10 protein-coding genes are annotated in these 15625 nt (G+C 59.6%); 5 read left to right on the top strand and 5 right to left on the bottom strand.

Annotation, left to right across the window (positions count from 1 at the left end; genetic code table 11):
* Positions 1-133: 133 nt before the first annotated feature.
* A complete protein-coding gene (locus tag NP503_RS12275; RefSeq protein ID WP_236383198.1) occupies positions 134-3040 on the bottom strand; it encodes a trifunctional glycosyltransferase/class I SAM-dependent methyltransferase/polysaccharide deacetylase in 2907 nt (968 codons plus the stop codon).
* Positions 3041-3943: 903 nt separating this feature from the next.
* On the opposite strand from NP503_RS12275, the gene NP503_RS12280 reads away from it, so the two are divergent.
* From NP503_RS12280 to NP503_RS12295, 4 genes are read left to right on the top strand one after another with little or no spacing between them, the layout of a single operon-like run.
* On the top strand, positions 3944-4618 hold the full coding sequence (locus tag NP503_RS12280; RefSeq protein ID WP_031212622.1) for a hypothetical protein: 675 nt from the start codon (positions 3944-3946) through the stop codon (positions 4616-4618).
* A 7-nt stretch (positions 4619-4625) separates the two neighbouring features.
* The gene (locus NP503_RS12285; protein WP_236383196.1) at positions 4626-7304 is read left to right on the top strand and encodes an OmpA family protein; all 2679 of its coding nucleotides are present in this window, start codon (positions 4626-4628) and stop codon (positions 7302-7304) included.
* Positions 7305-7317: 13 nt separating this feature from the next.
* Entirely contained in the window at positions 7318-7812 is a 495-nt protein-coding gene (locus NP503_RS12290; RefSeq protein ID WP_236383194.1) for a Rab family GTPase, read from the top strand.
* Positions 7813-7815: 3 nt separating this feature from the next.
* Complete coding sequence (locus NP503_RS12295) at positions 7816-8886, top strand: adenylate/guanylate cyclase domain-containing protein (protein WP_236383192.1); 1071 nt, start codon at positions 7816-7818, stop codon at positions 8884-8886.
* Positions 8887-8963: 77 nt separating this feature from the next.
* On the opposite strand, the gene NP503_RS12300 is transcribed toward NP503_RS12295, so the two are convergent.
* Together NP503_RS12300 and NP503_RS12305 are read right to left on the bottom strand one after the other, a co-directional pair.
* Positions 8964-9644 (bottom strand): redoxin domain-containing protein, encoded by a 681-nt coding sequence (locus tag NP503_RS12300; protein ID WP_127380484.1) that lies wholly within the window; start codon positions 9642-9644, stop codon positions 8964-8966.
* A gap of 19 nt (positions 9645-9663) precedes the next feature.
* Complete coding sequence (locus NP503_RS12305) at positions 9664-12960, bottom strand: adenylate/guanylate cyclase domain-containing protein (RefSeq protein ID WP_236383190.1); 3297 nt, start codon at positions 12958-12960, stop codon at positions 9664-9666.
* A 384-nt stretch (positions 12961-13344) separates the two neighbouring features.
* On the opposite strand from NP503_RS12305, the gene NP503_RS12310 reads away from it, so the two are divergent.
* Positions 13345-13527: a hypothetical protein gene (locus NP503_RS12310; RefSeq protein WP_236383221.1), complete on the top strand. Its 183-nt coding sequence runs from the start codon at positions 13345-13347 to the stop codon at positions 13525-13527.
* 122 nt (positions 13528-13649) lie between these two features.
* Here the strand turns inward: NP503_RS12310 and NP503_RS12315 are convergent, their stop codons facing one another.
* Entirely contained in the window at positions 13650-15029 is a 1380-nt protein-coding gene (locus NP503_RS12315; protein WP_236383188.1) for a hypothetical protein, read from the bottom strand.
* A complete protein-coding gene (locus tag NP503_RS12320; RefSeq protein ID WP_127319620.1) occupies positions 15029-15553 on the bottom strand; it encodes a GNAT family N-acetyltransferase in 525 nt (174 codons plus the stop codon). Before NP503_RS12320 ends, NP503_RS12315 begins: the two co-directional genes overlap by 1 nt.
* Positions 15554-15625 lie beyond the last annotated feature (72 nt).

The raw sequence follows: 15625 nt of genomic DNA on the forward strand, positions 1-15625 counted from the left end.
TTTACTCAGCCGCCGGGGCAGGTCATTCCGATCTTGGGGTGACATCGAGCGATCGCGGCAGTCTGGCGAGTGCGGAGCGTTTCGTCGATCTTGCGCACGTGAGCGGAACCGATGACCGTGACAAATTCACCGTTTAATCGAGCATGGCCTCGACGGTGGCGACAAAGTCGTCGAGCGAGCGATCCCCGCGAATCTCGATGCGTGGAAGGTCGATGGGATCGCAATTAAGGTCCGCCGGCCCGTGTCTGCTGCCGAAGCCGATCCGATAGCCGGACTCCTTGGCCAGTCTGCCGAGCCGTCGGTCGGTGACAGAGAAGGGTGCCGCGAACGCCGAGGTTGGCCGACCGGTCCAATGTTCGATGAACATACGAGAGCGCAGCAGTTCGGCGGCCAAGTCAGAACTCGACAGACCATCGATCGCGCGATGCGTCGCGAGATGGCTTCCGAAGAACGCGCCTTCGGCGGCGAGCCGCCGCACCGTCCCGGCATCCATAAGCTGCGTCGGCGGACCGTTTTCGGAATCCCACTGCGCGCTTTCACCCACCAGGTCAGTCACCAGGAACACTTCCGCGGTCAGGTCGTTCGCGCGCAAGGTTGGCCAGGCATGGTCGGCAAAATTCTGGAAGCCGTCATCGAAGGTGATGAGCACTGGGCGGCCAGCGAAAGGCTGACGGTTGGCGATGGACCGTTCCAGTTGCTCGGATGTGGTTGCGTGAAAGCCATTGGCGCGCAGCCATGCCATCTGGCTGGCGAATGCGGCAGGCGTTAGCCGAAAACGGGCGAGGGCGGCCGGACCTTCTTCGGCGACGCTGTGGTACATGAGGACAGGGATACGTGGCCGCCGCTCGCTGCGCGCGACGTCGCGGCGCAAGGCCCGCGCCCCGCCCCAGACGATATTTCGGGCGACCCCGAGTCCGATAGGCGCGCGGATCGGCGCATGATCAATCCTCGGTTCCGTCACCACATCGTCCGGTGACAGGCGGCGGAATCGGTCTATGCGATAGAGCTCGGTCTGGATCGACTGCTCGAGGACGAGACCTTCGGTCGCTGCGAGCGCCTCTGAGATCGCTTGTGCCCCGAATGTGTTCCAGTCGAAGCCCGTCCTTTCAACATTGTCACGCAGCACGAATGCGTGGGCGCTGATGAAACTGCCGCCAGGCGCCAACGCCTCTGCGAATTTTTTGGCAATGCGCCGCAACTCGGCGAGATCATCCAGATAGTAGAGCACTTCCGAACAGAAGATCAGATCCATCTCACCCGGCAGCGTGTCGGCGGAGAAATCCAGTACGCCGAATTCAATATTCGGCTGATCGCTGCATCGCGCGCGGGCCCGTCCGACGGCTATGGCGGAGATGTCGGTTGCGGTCAGATGGCCCACTCGCGGCGCCAGCTGCCGCGTGAAGTGGCCCTCCGCGCAGGCCAGCTCAAGCGCCCGTCCGATGGGACCCGCAGGCAGAATCTCGAGCTGCCGCTCATATTTTTCCTGCTCATAGGACGAACCGTAGTTCCAGGGATCCTCGGTCGCGAAATAGCCATTCCAGAACGACGTGCGATCCTCGTCGTGCCTGACCCGTGCACGCCGCGGCGCCGCGGGAGGCTCCGCTGGTTCGGCGCTCGACCGGACCAATTCCCGCGCTTGCGCAGCCAATCGCGCGAGTTTGCCGAAGTGGCTGTCCGGATCAGGCCCGCGTTCGGCTGTGCCTGACAATGCCCGGGCTGGAAGCGTGTTCGGAGTGTTGGCGCCAGCCTCCTTTTGCGGTGCGAAATACCGGATCAGTTCAATCCAATGATCCCTTGTCACTGTCCCGAGCACGCCGAATTGTACGACGGCCTCGATGTGGCCATCCATCATCAGGTAGGCATAGATTTGGTCGATTCCGTCCGGCAGTTCGGTCGAGGTCGGATTTCGAGCGTCGACGCGGATTCCAAGTGTTCGCGCCAGCCTGCGCGGCGCGCCGAGATCGTCGGCGTCGAGAAGCATTTGCTCAAGCTGGTACTGGATGCGGCGAGCCGCCGCGGGATTGGCCCAGACCTTGCCGAGTTCGGTAATCAACTCGGTGATGGCGCGGCCGAACCTTCCCCACCTGGCAGCCAGTTGCGCCGGCACAGACAGGCTTCCCACCGCAAGGCCGTTGACGGCTACCTTGGCGATCTCACTCGCCCACTTGCGTCCGGCCGGAAGCGCGCGCAGGGACTGCGGGTTGATCGAGCCCGAGCCGCCGCCGCAATCCGACGCGGCGTTCCACAATGCGAACCACGCGAGTGCTTCGGAAGCGGTGCGGCCATCCGCCGAGTTCGCTCCGTTGGCGTGGACAGTCACCGGGTGTTTGACTCTGGAGTCGGCAGAGAAGCCACGGGCGATCACGATTTCCGCGTCGGCCAGCATCTGAGATGAATTGCGGGTGAGCGAGTTGGAGCTAGCCCGGTAAAAGGCGAGCGGCTCATCGACCATTACCCAATTTCTGCCGAGACGGGCGAGGCGCTGCCACAGATCCCAGTCGTCGCATGTGCGCAGCGACACATCGAAACCGCCTAACTCGACGATTGTCTCCCGGTCGACCAGCAGCGCGTGAGTGGCGATGGCACACCGGCGGGCAAATGTTTCAAAGGGCTGGATCGCAACCTCTGACGAGATGCTCAACGGAATAAGTTCGCCATCGGGCATCACGCACTGAGAGCCGCAATAGGCGGCCACTGAATCGGGTGCGGCCTCCAGTGCGGCTAGCATTTTCGCGAGGAAGCTGGCGTCTACCCAATCGTGTGCATCCAGAAACATGAGCCAGTGGCCGCGCGCCGCCGAAATCCCGCTATTGCGCGCGCCGGCGGGGCCATGCGCGCAAGAACTCAACGTCCGAAATCGGGCATCTTGCTCCACATAACCGGCAATGATCGCGGGGGTGCGGTCCGTGGAGGCGTCGTCGACGATGATCGCCTCCCAATCCACGATTTCCTGATCGAGGAGGCAATCGAGTGCGCGCGCCAGCGTTACCTCTGCGTTGTGCGCAGGAACCACGATTGAAACCAATGGATTATGCGCCATGCCGTCTTACCCACGCCTGGTTCGAAGGTACAAGAGTCCCAAGACATAGCCGGCGATTTCCCGCCAAAGGAAACGGTCATCGATGATGCTGCGTCCAAACAGTCTCCCGTGAACTCTTCCGAGCCGTCGCGCCGCCATTTGGCTGCAGGGCGAGCTTGCTCCTGTCCTGCTAGCGACGTTAGAAGCCTGGCGCAGCATTTCATCCGTGCCGCCGAGATCGGGCGCCGGCTGTCGCAGATGCACGTCAAAACCAAGCATGCCGCATACTCATGTCGATCCCTGAAATCGGCACCATGACCACAAGCTGCGGTCCCTGGCACTTGGCTATGGCAAACTGGCGTCCTTTGCAATCGACGACGCAACAATGCAAGCCCACTGAAGCTTTGGTTGAATGACTGCCAGCTATTGGGGCCTATTGCTCTCTCCTATCGACCGAAACACCGCGATTCCGGGCTGCATTCTCGATCGGCGATTCCTCGTGTGAAAAGAAGATGCTCCTTCTACTGTTGAGCTCGCGCCGGAAGCTGATGGTGGCAGTATATAGCGGAGCGAGAGGCAATATGCTGCCCGCTGGAATAGCTATTTTAGCAATTTCTAATAAAAACTTGTTACTTAAATCTGCCTAAATAGATATACATAATGCCATTGTATCACTCGGCTTCATAGTAGATTTCGCCCGATAGCCAATTAGGTTAAATGGCTATGGTTGCTATCACAGAGAGGGGTGAGAGCAACACCTAGCGGTACTGGTGCTTTTTCTGCCAGTGCAAGAGGTGTAAAAAGAGCACCCAAATTGGCTTGCGCCAAGAAGATTCCGGCTTGCGGGTCGCGGATTTTGCTGGCATCTTCATCTGTTTATGGGTCTCTGCACTGTGGCAGGTGTTCAAATAGAGGGGTATAAGGATGGCCAAGGAATCTTCGAGTACTTCGAGTGCCGTTTCCTCCGCAAACAAGGCGGACGCAAATTTGATTGGTAATGCAGACGGAAGCGGGCTGAACTTCATGGCGGCCCAGGTTCGCGAAAACGGGGGCGCCGGCGACGCCGTAGGTGTCGACAAGATACGCGATCTGCTGTTCGGCAACCAGATGCAGGACTATGACCGCCGTTTTTCCAAGCTTGAAGAACGGGTGTTGCAACGCTTCAAGGATGTCGAATCCGAAGCCAAGCGCAATCTTGAGATGTACGAGTCAAATGCAAAGAAGCAGATCGATTCGCTCGCGGCGCAATTGCGGAACGAAAAAGACTCACGAGCCGATGCCGACAAGGAGATTGACCGGAATCTTCGCGAGCAAAACCAGGCACTTGAAAAGCAGGTGCGTGCGTTGTCGGATCAATTGAGCGCGCTTGAGCGGGACGTTTCGGACCGGATAAATCGAAACGATCATTTGCTGCGTGAGGAAATCAAGCAGAAGAATGAAGGCGTTCAGATGCTGATTGAGAAAATGTTTGCCGATCTCAGCAACGTTAAGACCGACCGAAATCTTTTGGCTGGCCTGTTTGTAGAGGTTGCGAAATGTCTGAATCAGGATCCCGTCGGCAGCAAGGGCAACTCGGATCGTAGCTGGAAAGTGAGTTGATGGGACCTTGACGTCAACCGTCGACCCAATCAGTCTTCCACAAAGAACAGCCTCGAACGATACAGAAATTGATCGCGAGGCTCTGGCTCGTCTTTTGGTCGAAATTGCCCGGAACGTTGATCCGGACTATCGTGCGCGTTTCGACGGAGTCCCAACCGCCGATCCTCGCATGGAAACGCTGCGCCAGTTGCTGGTCAGCCGCGAAATTTCGGAGCTTTCACGAGTTACGCATCTGCTGGACGAACCCGAGCAGCTTGCGGCAGCAGTGGGCGACATTCTTCCCAGTGCGGCCGCGCGAGCGCCTCATGCGCAGCTCGGCGAGGCGCTTGCGCCAGCTGTCGAAAGGGCTGTGCAACGGTCAATCCAGAAGAGCCCGCGCACACTGACGGATATATTATACCCGGTGTTTCTGCCGGCAATTCGCAAGTCGATCGGGGAAAAGATCGACCAGACCTTTCAGTCGCTGAACGAAACTCTAAGACATATATTTACCTGGCATGGGCTCAAGTGGAGATTTGAATCTTGGAGGACAGGAGCAAGCTTTTCGGAAGTTGTTCTTAAGCACTCTCTTGTTTATCGTATAGAGCATGCCTTTCTCATTCACCGCAATTCCGGTCTTTTGATAGCGCATGTAACCGCCGATAATGCAACGAGCGAAGATCCTCAACTCATCTCTTCGATGCTTAGTGCAATTCAGGATTTTGTGAAGGACTCGTTTAACGAGAAAGAGCAGAGCGGCCTGGACACAATTCGTTTTGGCGACCTTCGTCTCTGGTCAGAAGTTGGACCGTTTGCGACCCTGGTTTCGGTGATCCGGGGAAATCCGCCAGAGGGATTGCATGAAATAGTTCGCGATGTATTGCTTCGCATCCATGAGGAATCCTCACAGGCTTTAGAGCAGTTTGACGGCGACGGTTCGCAGTTGGCCAGCGTAGAGGCGCAGTTGCAGACCTGCGTCGAGCTCAAGCAGGAGGAATCAAACGAGGGATTTCCGTGGCTGGTGGCGGTGGTTGCCCTGCTGCTTTTGAGCCTGGCAGGCGGTTGGTACTTTCTTTCCTGGCAATCAGCGCAGCGCTGGCAAGCTTATGTGTCGCGCTGGCAGGCCTACGTGTCGCGACTGGAGGCCCAGCCGGGCATCATCGTTGCCGAACAACAGGCGCGCGACGGCCAATTCTATATTGCCGGCCTGAGAGACCCGCTTGCCGCCGACCCGCAGTCCCTGTTGTCTGGAACTGAGGTCGATCCCGCCCGGGTTCATTCGCAGTGGCAATTCTATCAGAGCCTTGAACCGGAGTTCGTGCTGAAGCGGCTGAAGGCGTCGCTGGCTCCGCCGGATTCAGTACGACTATCAATCGACAATGAGCGCATCGTTGCCGAGGGTGAGGCCCCCGACACCTGGATAGATCGGGCGCGTGCAGCGGCCCGACAGCTTTCGGCAGGCGGACCGGAATTCGACATCTCCAAGGTTCGTGACGTAAGCCCCGAAGTACTCGAGGCGAAGCGCTGGCAGGCCTATGTGTCGCGACTGGAGGCCCAGCCGGGCATCATCGTTGCACAACAAAAGATACGCGACGGCCAATTCTATATTGCCGGCCTGAGAGACCCGCTTGCCGACGACCCTCAGTCGCTGTTGTCTGGAACGCAGGTCGATCCCGCCCGGGTTCATTCACAATGGCAATTCTATCAGAGCCTTGAGCCGGAGTTCGTGTTGAAACGGCTGACGGCGTCGCTGTATCCGCCAGATACAGTACGACTTTCGATCGTCAATGATCGCATCATTGCCGAGGGCGAGGCTCCCGACACCTGGATAGATCGGGCGCGCGCAGCGGCCCGACAGCTTTCGGCAGGCGGACCGGAATTCGACATCTCCAAGGTTCGTGATGTGAGCCCCGAAGCACGCGCGGCGGAGCACTGGCAGTATTATGTGTCGCGACTTGAGGCCCAACCGGGAATTGTCGTCGCCCAACAATCGACCAGGGGTGGACATTTCTATATTTCCGGCCTGCGAGACCCGCTCGCCGCCGACCCGCAAGCTCTGCTGTCCGGAACGGAGGTCGATCCTGCCCGCGTTCATTCACAGTGGCAATTCTACCAGAGCCTTGATCCGAAGTTTGTGGTGAAGCGGCTGACGGCGTCGCTGACGCCGCCGAAATCGGTCCGACTTTCGATCATCCAGGGTCGCATCGTTGTCGTGGGCGAGGCTCCTGCCGCCTGGATCAACCGGGCGCAGGCCGCCGCTGAACAACTTTCGGCGGACGGAGTGGTTCTGGATGTCTCGCAGCTGCGTGAACTGGACCTTGCAGAGCTCAATCATTTGAGAGAGGCCATCCAGACGACCGATATTTTCTTCTCTTCCGGCAAAGTTGTGCCGGGACCAGAGCAGACGCCGGTTCTCGACAGATTGGCGGATCAAATAAAGGAATTCGCCCAAAGTGCCCGCAAGTCAGGCGTAACTGCGCGGTTCATGTTGACCGGCCATTCGGACACCACGGGCCGTGAGACGGCCAACGCGTCGATCAGCGCCGCCCGTGCCGAGACAGTTCGTGCGCTTCTCAAAAAGCGCGGCGTCGCTCCGGAACTGCTGCTGGTTCGGGGTGCGGGTACCTTTGAACCGGCGGTGCCTGAAAATAGTCAGGCTGGTAGCTCCACCAATCGCCGGGTTTCGGTTACGGTAAACCTGGACTAGGGCGGAGCCCAAGATGTTGCAAAAAAAGATCTGTATGCTGGGCGGGTTCTCTGTCGGAAAGACGAGCCTGGTCCGCAGGTTTGTGAAAAGCATCTTTTCAGAGACCTACTTGACCACGGTGGGAGTGAAAATCGACAAAAAGAGTGTCGCACTCCCGGACAAAACAGTGGATCTGATTTTATGGGATTTGGCCGGCGAAGATGATATCGGCTCATTCCGCGTCAGCCATGTGCGAGGTGCGACAGGCCTCGTGCTTGTCGTCGATGGAACCCGCGCCGCTACCCTTACCGCCGCGCTCACGCTGCGCGAGCGGGTCGAGGCTGAATTCGGTGCTATGCCGTTCGTATTGCTTTTCAACAAATCCGATCTGGCCGATCGGTGGGTAATACCGGATAGAGAAATTGGCGAACTGAGGCAACGCGGATGGCAAGTCTATCTGACAAGTGCGCTCTCGGGTGAGCATGTCGATGATGCGTTTCTTAAACTCGCTTCGATGGTCACCAAATAGACTATGCAAAGATTGCCAAGAGAGATCGGAAACTGGATTTACGATTTCTTCTACAACGAGCGTGCTATTGCGTATGTGAAAATTGACGCCCAGCTGCGGACAGCGGCGAAGGGCGGTAACGTTGAACATTACGGGCTCTCATCCCTTCGCATCGGTAAGCCTGTTGCCGATCAGCTTGAATTCATGGAAGGTTTGCTGCCTTGCCCGGAGCTTCCATTTCATATGCCTATGGTCGAACTGCCCAGCGGGCGTGTCGCGGACCTTCATCTTTTTGCTGATGATGACTGCGTGTGGCTGCTCTTTCTTGATGCCACTGCCGAACGCGACAACAAGCGGCGGCTTCAACAGAAGGCTTATGAAATGACTCTTCTGCAAGAGAGGGAGCGCCAACTCAACGAGAAGTTACATTCGGCCAATGAGGCGTTGAGGAAGAGTCAGGAGGGATTGTCGCGTGAATACCAGCGCGCCGAAGCCCTGCTCCTCAACATTCTTCCGGCATCGATCGCGGAGCGGTTGAAAGCGCACAAGAAAATTGCAGACAACCACGCAGAGGTGAGTGTGCTTTTTGCCGACATCGTCGGTTTTACGGAAAGAGCGCGCAGCGTCGGAGCGGTGACGACGCTCGCTATCTTGAATTACTTCTTCAAGGCGGCGGATCGACTCGCGGAACGACACGGCTGCGAAAAGATCAAGACAATCGGCGATTGTGTGATGGTGGTCGCGGGCCTGCCCACCGCGCGATCCGATCATGCACAAGCCCTGGCGCACTACGCAGTTGAACTGCGCAAGGCGGTCAAACGCGAGAGCTTCGCAGGAGAACCGATAAGACTGAGAATTGGAATTCACTCGGGACCGATCGTCGCTGGCGTCATAGGCAAAAGACGGTTCGCCTATGACTTGTGGGGCGAGACCGTTAATCTCGCCTCGCGTATTCAAACGTCCGCGGAGCCCAGTGAAATCCGTATTTCCGATGCAACGCGCCAACTGCTGGGACCAAAATTTGCTTGCGATCCACTTGAGGAAACGGAATTGCGTGGTGCAGGTCGTGTACGAATGTGGCGGCTCCCAGCCTGATTGTCGCTTGCCGACGCTGGAGCGCACTGCATCTCAAGCCGCAAATTATTAACGTGAAGATTTGATCAAACGGGACCTCATTGGGCGACTTGCGACACAGCTGACATCAGTTCCTTCGGGTTGGGCGCCCCAAACATGTATCGCCCCCCCTCCGGAACCTCCGTGAAACTCCAGCGGACAATTCCCTGCCTGTCCAGCAGGAATTGACCGACCAATTGTCCGTGTCCTGTTGCGATCATCTGTTCGTCGGCTTCGGTCACTTCGTAAGGGTCCTTCCTATCGAGGATTTCGCTCGCTGCAAAAGGATCCATGGGACCGGGCAACTCGCCTGGTATGTCGACCCGCATATCCTTCGCTGCTGCCATCGAGACCTTGTACGGCCAGTTCGTCTCGTTTTGGGTGAATTCGAGATTGGGTAGTCCAAAAGCACGATGTGAAGCGCGTTCAGGGTCGGAGGCCGCAAGCAGGTTCGGCATCGGGTGGTAGCGGAAATAGAGACGCGCTCGTTCGATCGGCGTGTTGACCACCGTCAGGCTCTCCACGCCCCTTTCGCGCAGCTCCGGATCAAGCCGCGCCTGGGCGGCGATGTGGCGCCGGCAGAAGGCACAATGCAGACCTCGAAACAGGCCGACCAGCACTGGTTTTTGCCCGCGAAAGTCATCGAGCGCGATCTTGCCTTCCTGGGTAATGGCGTCAAGCACCAGGTTCGGCGCACGGTCGCCCGGTTGAAGCGGTACCAAGTCACTAGGCGCGGACATTTCCAACCCCTAACCCCGGCTAGTCGAGAAAAGGCAGCACCACAAGCGCTTCCGGGTCGAGCCCGTGCTGGGCGCATATACCCTGCGCCAGGGAAAAGTAGCGCTCGGCCTCGGCCAGATTGTCGAGGTCCAGATTAAGCGTTGCGAGACCATCATAGCACGGAAAGAGCAGTTGGGGCTCGCCCATTTCGCGGGCGACGTCCAGTGCTTCGTGGAACAGGCCAACCGCCAGTTCAGGACGGCCGTTGCACTGGTGGATCTGCCCAAGCACGATCAACGGCACCGGCAGGTGCTCGCGCTGGTCGAGCGCCCGGTCGATCTCGATAGCCTTCTCGGCGGCAGGCACGCCCTCCGTTGGACAGCGATCCGTGAAAGTACAACAAGCGACCGCCAGATTGGCGAGGAGGCGGGCCTGGAAACCCAGATCACCAATATGGCGCGCCACGTCCAGACCGCGCCGACAGACCTCCATTGCCTTTGCCGGATCGATAGTCGTGTAAAGCACGCCGAGATTGGTGTAGCCGCGGCAGGCCGCACCCAGCAGACCGGCGGCTTCGGCCAATTCAATGCTGCGCTCGACCTGGCCAACGGCTTCACGGTTTCGTCCGAGGCGAGCCAGCGCAACCGCCTTGGTATTAAGTGCCTCGGCGGTCACAAGAGTGGCATCGCGTCCTACGTCGGAAACATGCTCCGTCGTCAAAGTGCATACGCAATCCAGCGCCGCGTCCGCCCATTTTGCCGCGAGGGAGTGATCTCCGCTCCGGAACGCCTGTCGGCCACGTTCTTGCCAGAGATGCGCCTGCTCGATCGGGGCATCCGCTCCATCGAGGAGCGCTGCCGCTTCAGCATAGCGGGATTCTGCGCTGTCCCGCTTGCCGACGTCCCAGAGCAGCCGACCGACCTTACGCAAAACGCGCGCCGAAGCGACACGATCTGCCGACTGGCGGTATGCCAGCAACACCGCCTCGTAGTGGTGGTGCGCGACCTGGCGGCGGCCTGCCGGGCCGCTCAGATCGGCAATGCGCTCTGCAATTGCCAGTTTGAGCGGTGTTTGCCCGATCGCACCCAATGCGGTCAGTGCTCGCTCATAGAAACGAAGGGCGTCATCGTTGGCGTATATCATGCGAGCGCGATCACCCGCCGCCTGCAGGTAATGCGCGCCCCTTTCCCGCTCGGCGCTCTGTGCGAAATGATGACCGAGCACGGCCAAATCCTCGAGCCGTTCCGGCTTGTCGCCGCACAGTTGCTCCAAGGCAGCACCGACCCGTCCGTGGATGTCGGTCCGGCGTTGCAGGAGCAGATTCTGGTAGATCACGTCCTGCAGCAATGTTTGCGTAAAGCGGTAGCTTTGCGACGAGCCCGAGCCAGATCCGGCAACTTCCTCGATGATTTCCGCATCGCAAAGCAGTTCGCAGCCGGCTTCTAGCCGGCCGGGGTCGGATGTAACGGTTTTCAGAAGGGTGGCATCGAAGCGCGGGCCAATTACCGCGGCTTCCTGGGCCAACCGGCGCACCTCTTGGGGCAACCGGTCGACCCGAGCAAGCAACATTGCCTGGATCGTGGCGGGAATGCCGGTTGCGACTTCGCCTGCCACAGTCCGCCATCGCTGGCCCTCGCGCATCAATACACCGCGATCGATAAGGCCGCGAACGATCTCCTCTAAAAAAAGCGGGTTGCCGCCCGAGCGCTCGAGGATCTGGCCGAGAAGCCCTCCTGCGGAGTTTACCCAGCTCTCGCCGAAAAGCGCCGCCAGCAGACTGCGTCCGTCATCATTGTTGAGCGGCGAAAGCCTGAGCGCCGTGTGACTGACCCGATTTGAATCGAGTTGGTCGTTGTCCGGCGCTGGACGATGGGTGACCAGCAACATCAACCGTGTGCGTTCCAACCTGTCCATCACGAAACGCAGTGCCTCAAGTGATGCGGCGTCGGCCCAGTGCAGGTCTTCCACGACAATCAACAGCGGCGACAACGCAAGCCGCCGCTCGATGATTGTGCGGACTGCGTAAAGAATTTGCCGCCGCAGCTGCTCGGGTTCGACATGCTGCAAGGTGGCATCGGGGTCGCCAAGGCCAAGCACATGGTAAAGCAAAGGCATCAGTCGCTTCGCCTCTTCGCCCTGCAGGCCGAGATCGGTAAGCAAGGCTGCGAGCTTCCCCCTTATTTCATCCCCATTTTCGTTCTGCATCATCCCCGCAGCGCTGCGCACAACTGCGTCCAAGGCGCCAAATGATTGTTCGCCCAGCGGTGAGCACGCGGCCTGCCGCACGGCGACGTTGCGAAAACGATCCTCGTCGCCGACGCGGGCGACGAACTCCTTCACCAGCCGCGATTTCCCGATACCGGCTTCTCCGACGAGGCGGACAAGTTGGGCCGAGCCGCCGCACGCCTGGTCAAGGCTCGCCAACATTCTATGAAGCTCCGCACCGCGACCAATCATCGGCGCGCTGAGGCCGAGCGCCTCGAGCCCACGTGCTGCACGCGGGGCCGCAAGCGGTGCATCCAGTCGATGGACGAGCACGCTGCCGGCCTTGCCGCGAAGCACGACATCGCCCAGCGACTCGTAAGAAAAGGCATGCCGGGTCAGCCTGTGAGTGAGTTCGCCTACCAGCACCTCACCCGGTGCGGCCAGCGATTGCAGGCGCTGCGCCGTATTCACGGTGTCGCCGGTCACCGAATAGGATTTGGCGGTGCCGATGCCCAATCCGCCAGTAACCACCGGACCGGTGTTTATGCCGATGTGGAGTAACAGAGGCGAGCCGGAGTGGGGGGTGCCTTCACCGAGCCGCGCCGTCCGGGCGATCATGTCGAGAGCGGCGCAAAGCGCACGTTCCGGGTCGTCTTCATGCGCCACCGGCGCACCGAACAAAGCGAGCAGCGCATCGCCTATGAATTTGTCGACGAAACCGCCAAAGTTCCGCACGGCCGCCGTCAATTCCTTGAACAGCGCGTTCTGCAGAGCTTGCATCACCTCGGGGTCGAGCTGTTCGCTGAGTGTCGTGAAGCCGCAAAGGTCGGCGAACAGGACCGTTACCGTCCGGCGATCGGCGTCAGAGACGGGATGCAGCCCATAGCTTTCGATGTTCGGAGGCAGCGACAGGATTCGAGAAGGCGGCACGATGGTCCCGCTTGGTTTCGGAACAGGCCGTTCGGCGGCTTTTGCGGACGCACCAAGGCTTGCCCCACATTTGGGACAGAACTCGAAATCAGGTGTGCAGGGGTAGCCGCAGCTGGCGCATGGCACAGGCTGGCGCCTGCCACACTTCGGACAGAAGGCGTAACCGCCCTCAATCTCGAAACCGCAGCCCGAGCAGTCCATGGAAACCTCACCCGAGCATGATGCCGAAAAGTGTGAAGCGGTTTTCGGACCACATCCTGCTCTGTCTCTTTGACCTAGAGATGGATTCAGATTTCAGGTCGATTCGGCCTGCAATCATCCGGCTCTTGGGGCCATGACTCGTGATCTCGCCACGCCCTTCACGGCCAGGGTATTCACAATGATGAACCGATAGCCGTCAACCGGCAAGCGGCAGCAAATGGGCATCCGTGGGTCCGGTGGCGGAGCGTTGCCGATTCGGACGGCTGCTTGGCCGTCGTTGCGAAGTTCTCTCTTCGCCCCTCCATCTTTGTGCTATCACGGAGATGAGGAGACGGGCCTTGAGCGAGAATCGCAGACTAGTCGCAATCCTGGCTGCAGATGTGGTTGGATACAGCCGGTCGCCGGCGCGGACGAAGATTCGCCTCGCGTCTGGAGGGCGTCGCGGCGCCCGGCGCCATCTGCCTGTCCGAGGACGCCTATCGCCAGGTCAAGGCGAGTCTCGACCTCTCGGTCAGCGATCTCGGCACGCGTGGGCGGCATGGCAGGAACTGCTCGCGTCAATCCTGACTATTCGCTGGAATACCGTCGCAAAGTCTTGCCTTACAAGAACCATGCCGATTTCGAACTCATGATCGACGGGCTCCGCAAGGCCGGAATAGTGCAATGACAAATGAGGGCATGCGGTCGGATCAGACGCCAAAGGCTCGGCCGATCTTGCGCCATCGGGCGTTTTCACGAACCAGTTTCAGGTCGTCGGTCGTCTCGGCAAAGGTGTGCGAACGGTAGTGCCCGAGCAGGTCAGGAAACAGCCTCCCTGCCGGCAGGCCGGCGACCTGTTCGCGGACCGACATTTTTTCATCGATGACCCGGGTGCCCCAGGCATTTTCCCGAACCTGCAACTCGGCAGCCAGACCGCGCTCTTCCGGCGCGGTTTCATCCAGCGCAGCCAGCAGGATCGAATGGAAAAGCGCTATATAACCGATCTGCCTCAGGCCGCCCACGACCCGCACGCGAGGCAATATGGCAAGAACGAGGAACGTCAGGAACAAGTTCGGCAGCAGCACGCCGTCCAGCAGCGCCTGCTTGAGATGCGCCCGCTCGAACGGGATGGAAAGACCATTCGGCCTTTCAGGCTCGATCAGGTGCCCGTTCTCGAGGACGAGCTTGCGCACGCGCTCCTCGCGAATGCCCCAGAAATAGGCCGTGGCATTGGGCAGGAATCTGCCAAATGGGCCCGATTCGGTCTCTTGCAGGGTACGTTCGAGACGCTGACGCCTTGCGGGCTCAAGGAGCAGCTTGGAAAGAAGGCTGCCGTCATGGTCCAGATGCCGCGCCACGACGGAAGCCGCGAGCCGGTCATCGATGAACACCGGCCGAGCCATGCCAGAACGATCCCAATCGGCGACCAGATCCTCGTTGAGGTCTGTCAGTGCATCGGCGGCGGTTCCAAACACCTTGTCCTGGCTGGCGAGCAGTGTGCCCAGCCAGCGGCTGGCATCCGTTTCGTCGCCCACCGCTTCGAGCGCCCGCTTGTTGAGGGTGACCGGGCCGGCCGCGCAGGCGCTTTTGCGGCATAGTTTGTGGCGCCCCATGCCAAACAAGTTGACCTTGTCGTCGCCGACATCGAGCCATCCCGGCCCCTCCCGGCCAATTGTCTCCATGGTCATCGTCGTTCCCATGAAGCCGACGAACGCCGACAGCCCGTTTTCGACCGCGCCGAGCCAGGCAAACAGGAGGGCATCGAAGGTGATCCTGTCCATCAGCAGCAGGCAGTGGAGGCCGGACTGAATCACCGGTCTGTGGTCGAATTCTTCAAGGGCCTTGCCGACCTCTTCAGGCTGCATGATCAAATCAAGGCGCTGATGCAGTACATCAAGCAGGATCGAACGGGCAGCGATCGCCGGACCCGAAGCAGGCCTTGCCACCGGCCGCCACAGATGGCGGGCGTATTCGGAAACCGGTGCATTCCAGTTCTGCTCGATGTCACGCACGACTTCCGGGCAGAGCAGTGACAGCACTGCCAGAACATCCACCGGAGCCTTAAGGGTCGGATCAAAGTCCCTGGTCATCAGAACCGCAGCCGGGCCATGCTCAGAAGGTCGTGATACCGTCCTTCGGTAAAGCCGGCCTTCACATGCCGGCCTTCGACCTCGAAGCCGTGGCTTGTGTAGAGGCGGATGGCCGGTTCATTGTCGGCATAGACGGTCAATTCGACTCGCTTCAGGGCGCGCCAGTTGTCGGCCACGTCAAGCAGCGCGCCAAGTATGGCAGAGCCGATACCCTTGCCGACAAAGCCATCGTCAAGGCCGATATTGATCTCGCCGATGTGCGAACGGCGCGGCGAACCCTGCACGACAAGGCTGCCATGGCCGACGACCTTGCCGTCCAGCTCGGCAACGATCCAGGTGGTTTCCTGGCCGGACTTGGTGATACGCCGTTCTACCTGCTCCACCATCTCGAATGGCATCCTGAGCGTGCCCCAGCGGAAGCCCGGCATGTTGAAGATGGCGCAAAGCGCCTCCGCATCGCTTGGCCGAATGGCCCGGAGTTGCGGCTGGATTTTCTTTGGGAATGGCGAGGTCGTGCTGGTCATGGCTTTCCCGGCAAAGGCAATAGGCCCGGCACGATGCACCGGACATCATCTGAAAATCCAGCCATCTCATCA

The organism is Mesorhizobium sp. SEMIA396, assembly GCF_024518615.1.
Classification (GTDB): domain Bacteria; phylum Pseudomonadota; class Alphaproteobacteria; order Rhizobiales; family Rhizobiaceae; genus Mesorhizobium.

Coding starts and splice junctions, on each gene's coding strand:
- NP503_RS12280 (WP_031212622.1), top strand. CDS start 3,944: ATGGCCAAGGAATCTTCGAGTACTTCGAGTGCCGTTTCCTCCGCAAAC.
- NP503_RS12315 (WP_236383188.1), bottom strand. CDS start 15,029: ATGACCAGGGACTTTGATCCGACCCTTAAGGCTCCGGTGGATGTTCTG.
- NP503_RS12300 (WP_127380484.1), bottom strand. CDS start 9,644: ATGTCCGCGCCTAGTGACTTGGTACCGCTTCAACCGGGCGACCGTGCG.
- NP503_RS12275 (WP_236383198.1), bottom strand. CDS start 3,040: ATGGCGCATAATCCATTGGTTTCAATCGTGGTTCCTGCGCACAACGCA.
- NP503_RS12290 (WP_236383194.1), top strand. CDS start 7,318: ATGTTGCAAAAAAAGATCTGTATGCTGGGCGGGTTCTCTGTCGGAAAG.
- NP503_RS12320 (WP_127319620.1), bottom strand. CDS start 15,553: ATGACCAGCACGACCTCGCCATTCCCAAAGAAAATCCAGCCGCAACTC.
- NP503_RS12295 (WP_236383192.1), top strand. CDS start 7,816: ATGCAAAGATTGCCAAGAGAGATCGGAAACTGGATTTACGATTTCTTC.
- NP503_RS12305 (WP_236383190.1), bottom strand. CDS start 12,960: ATGGACTGCTCGGGCTGCGGTTTCGAGATTGAGGGCGGTTACGCCTTC.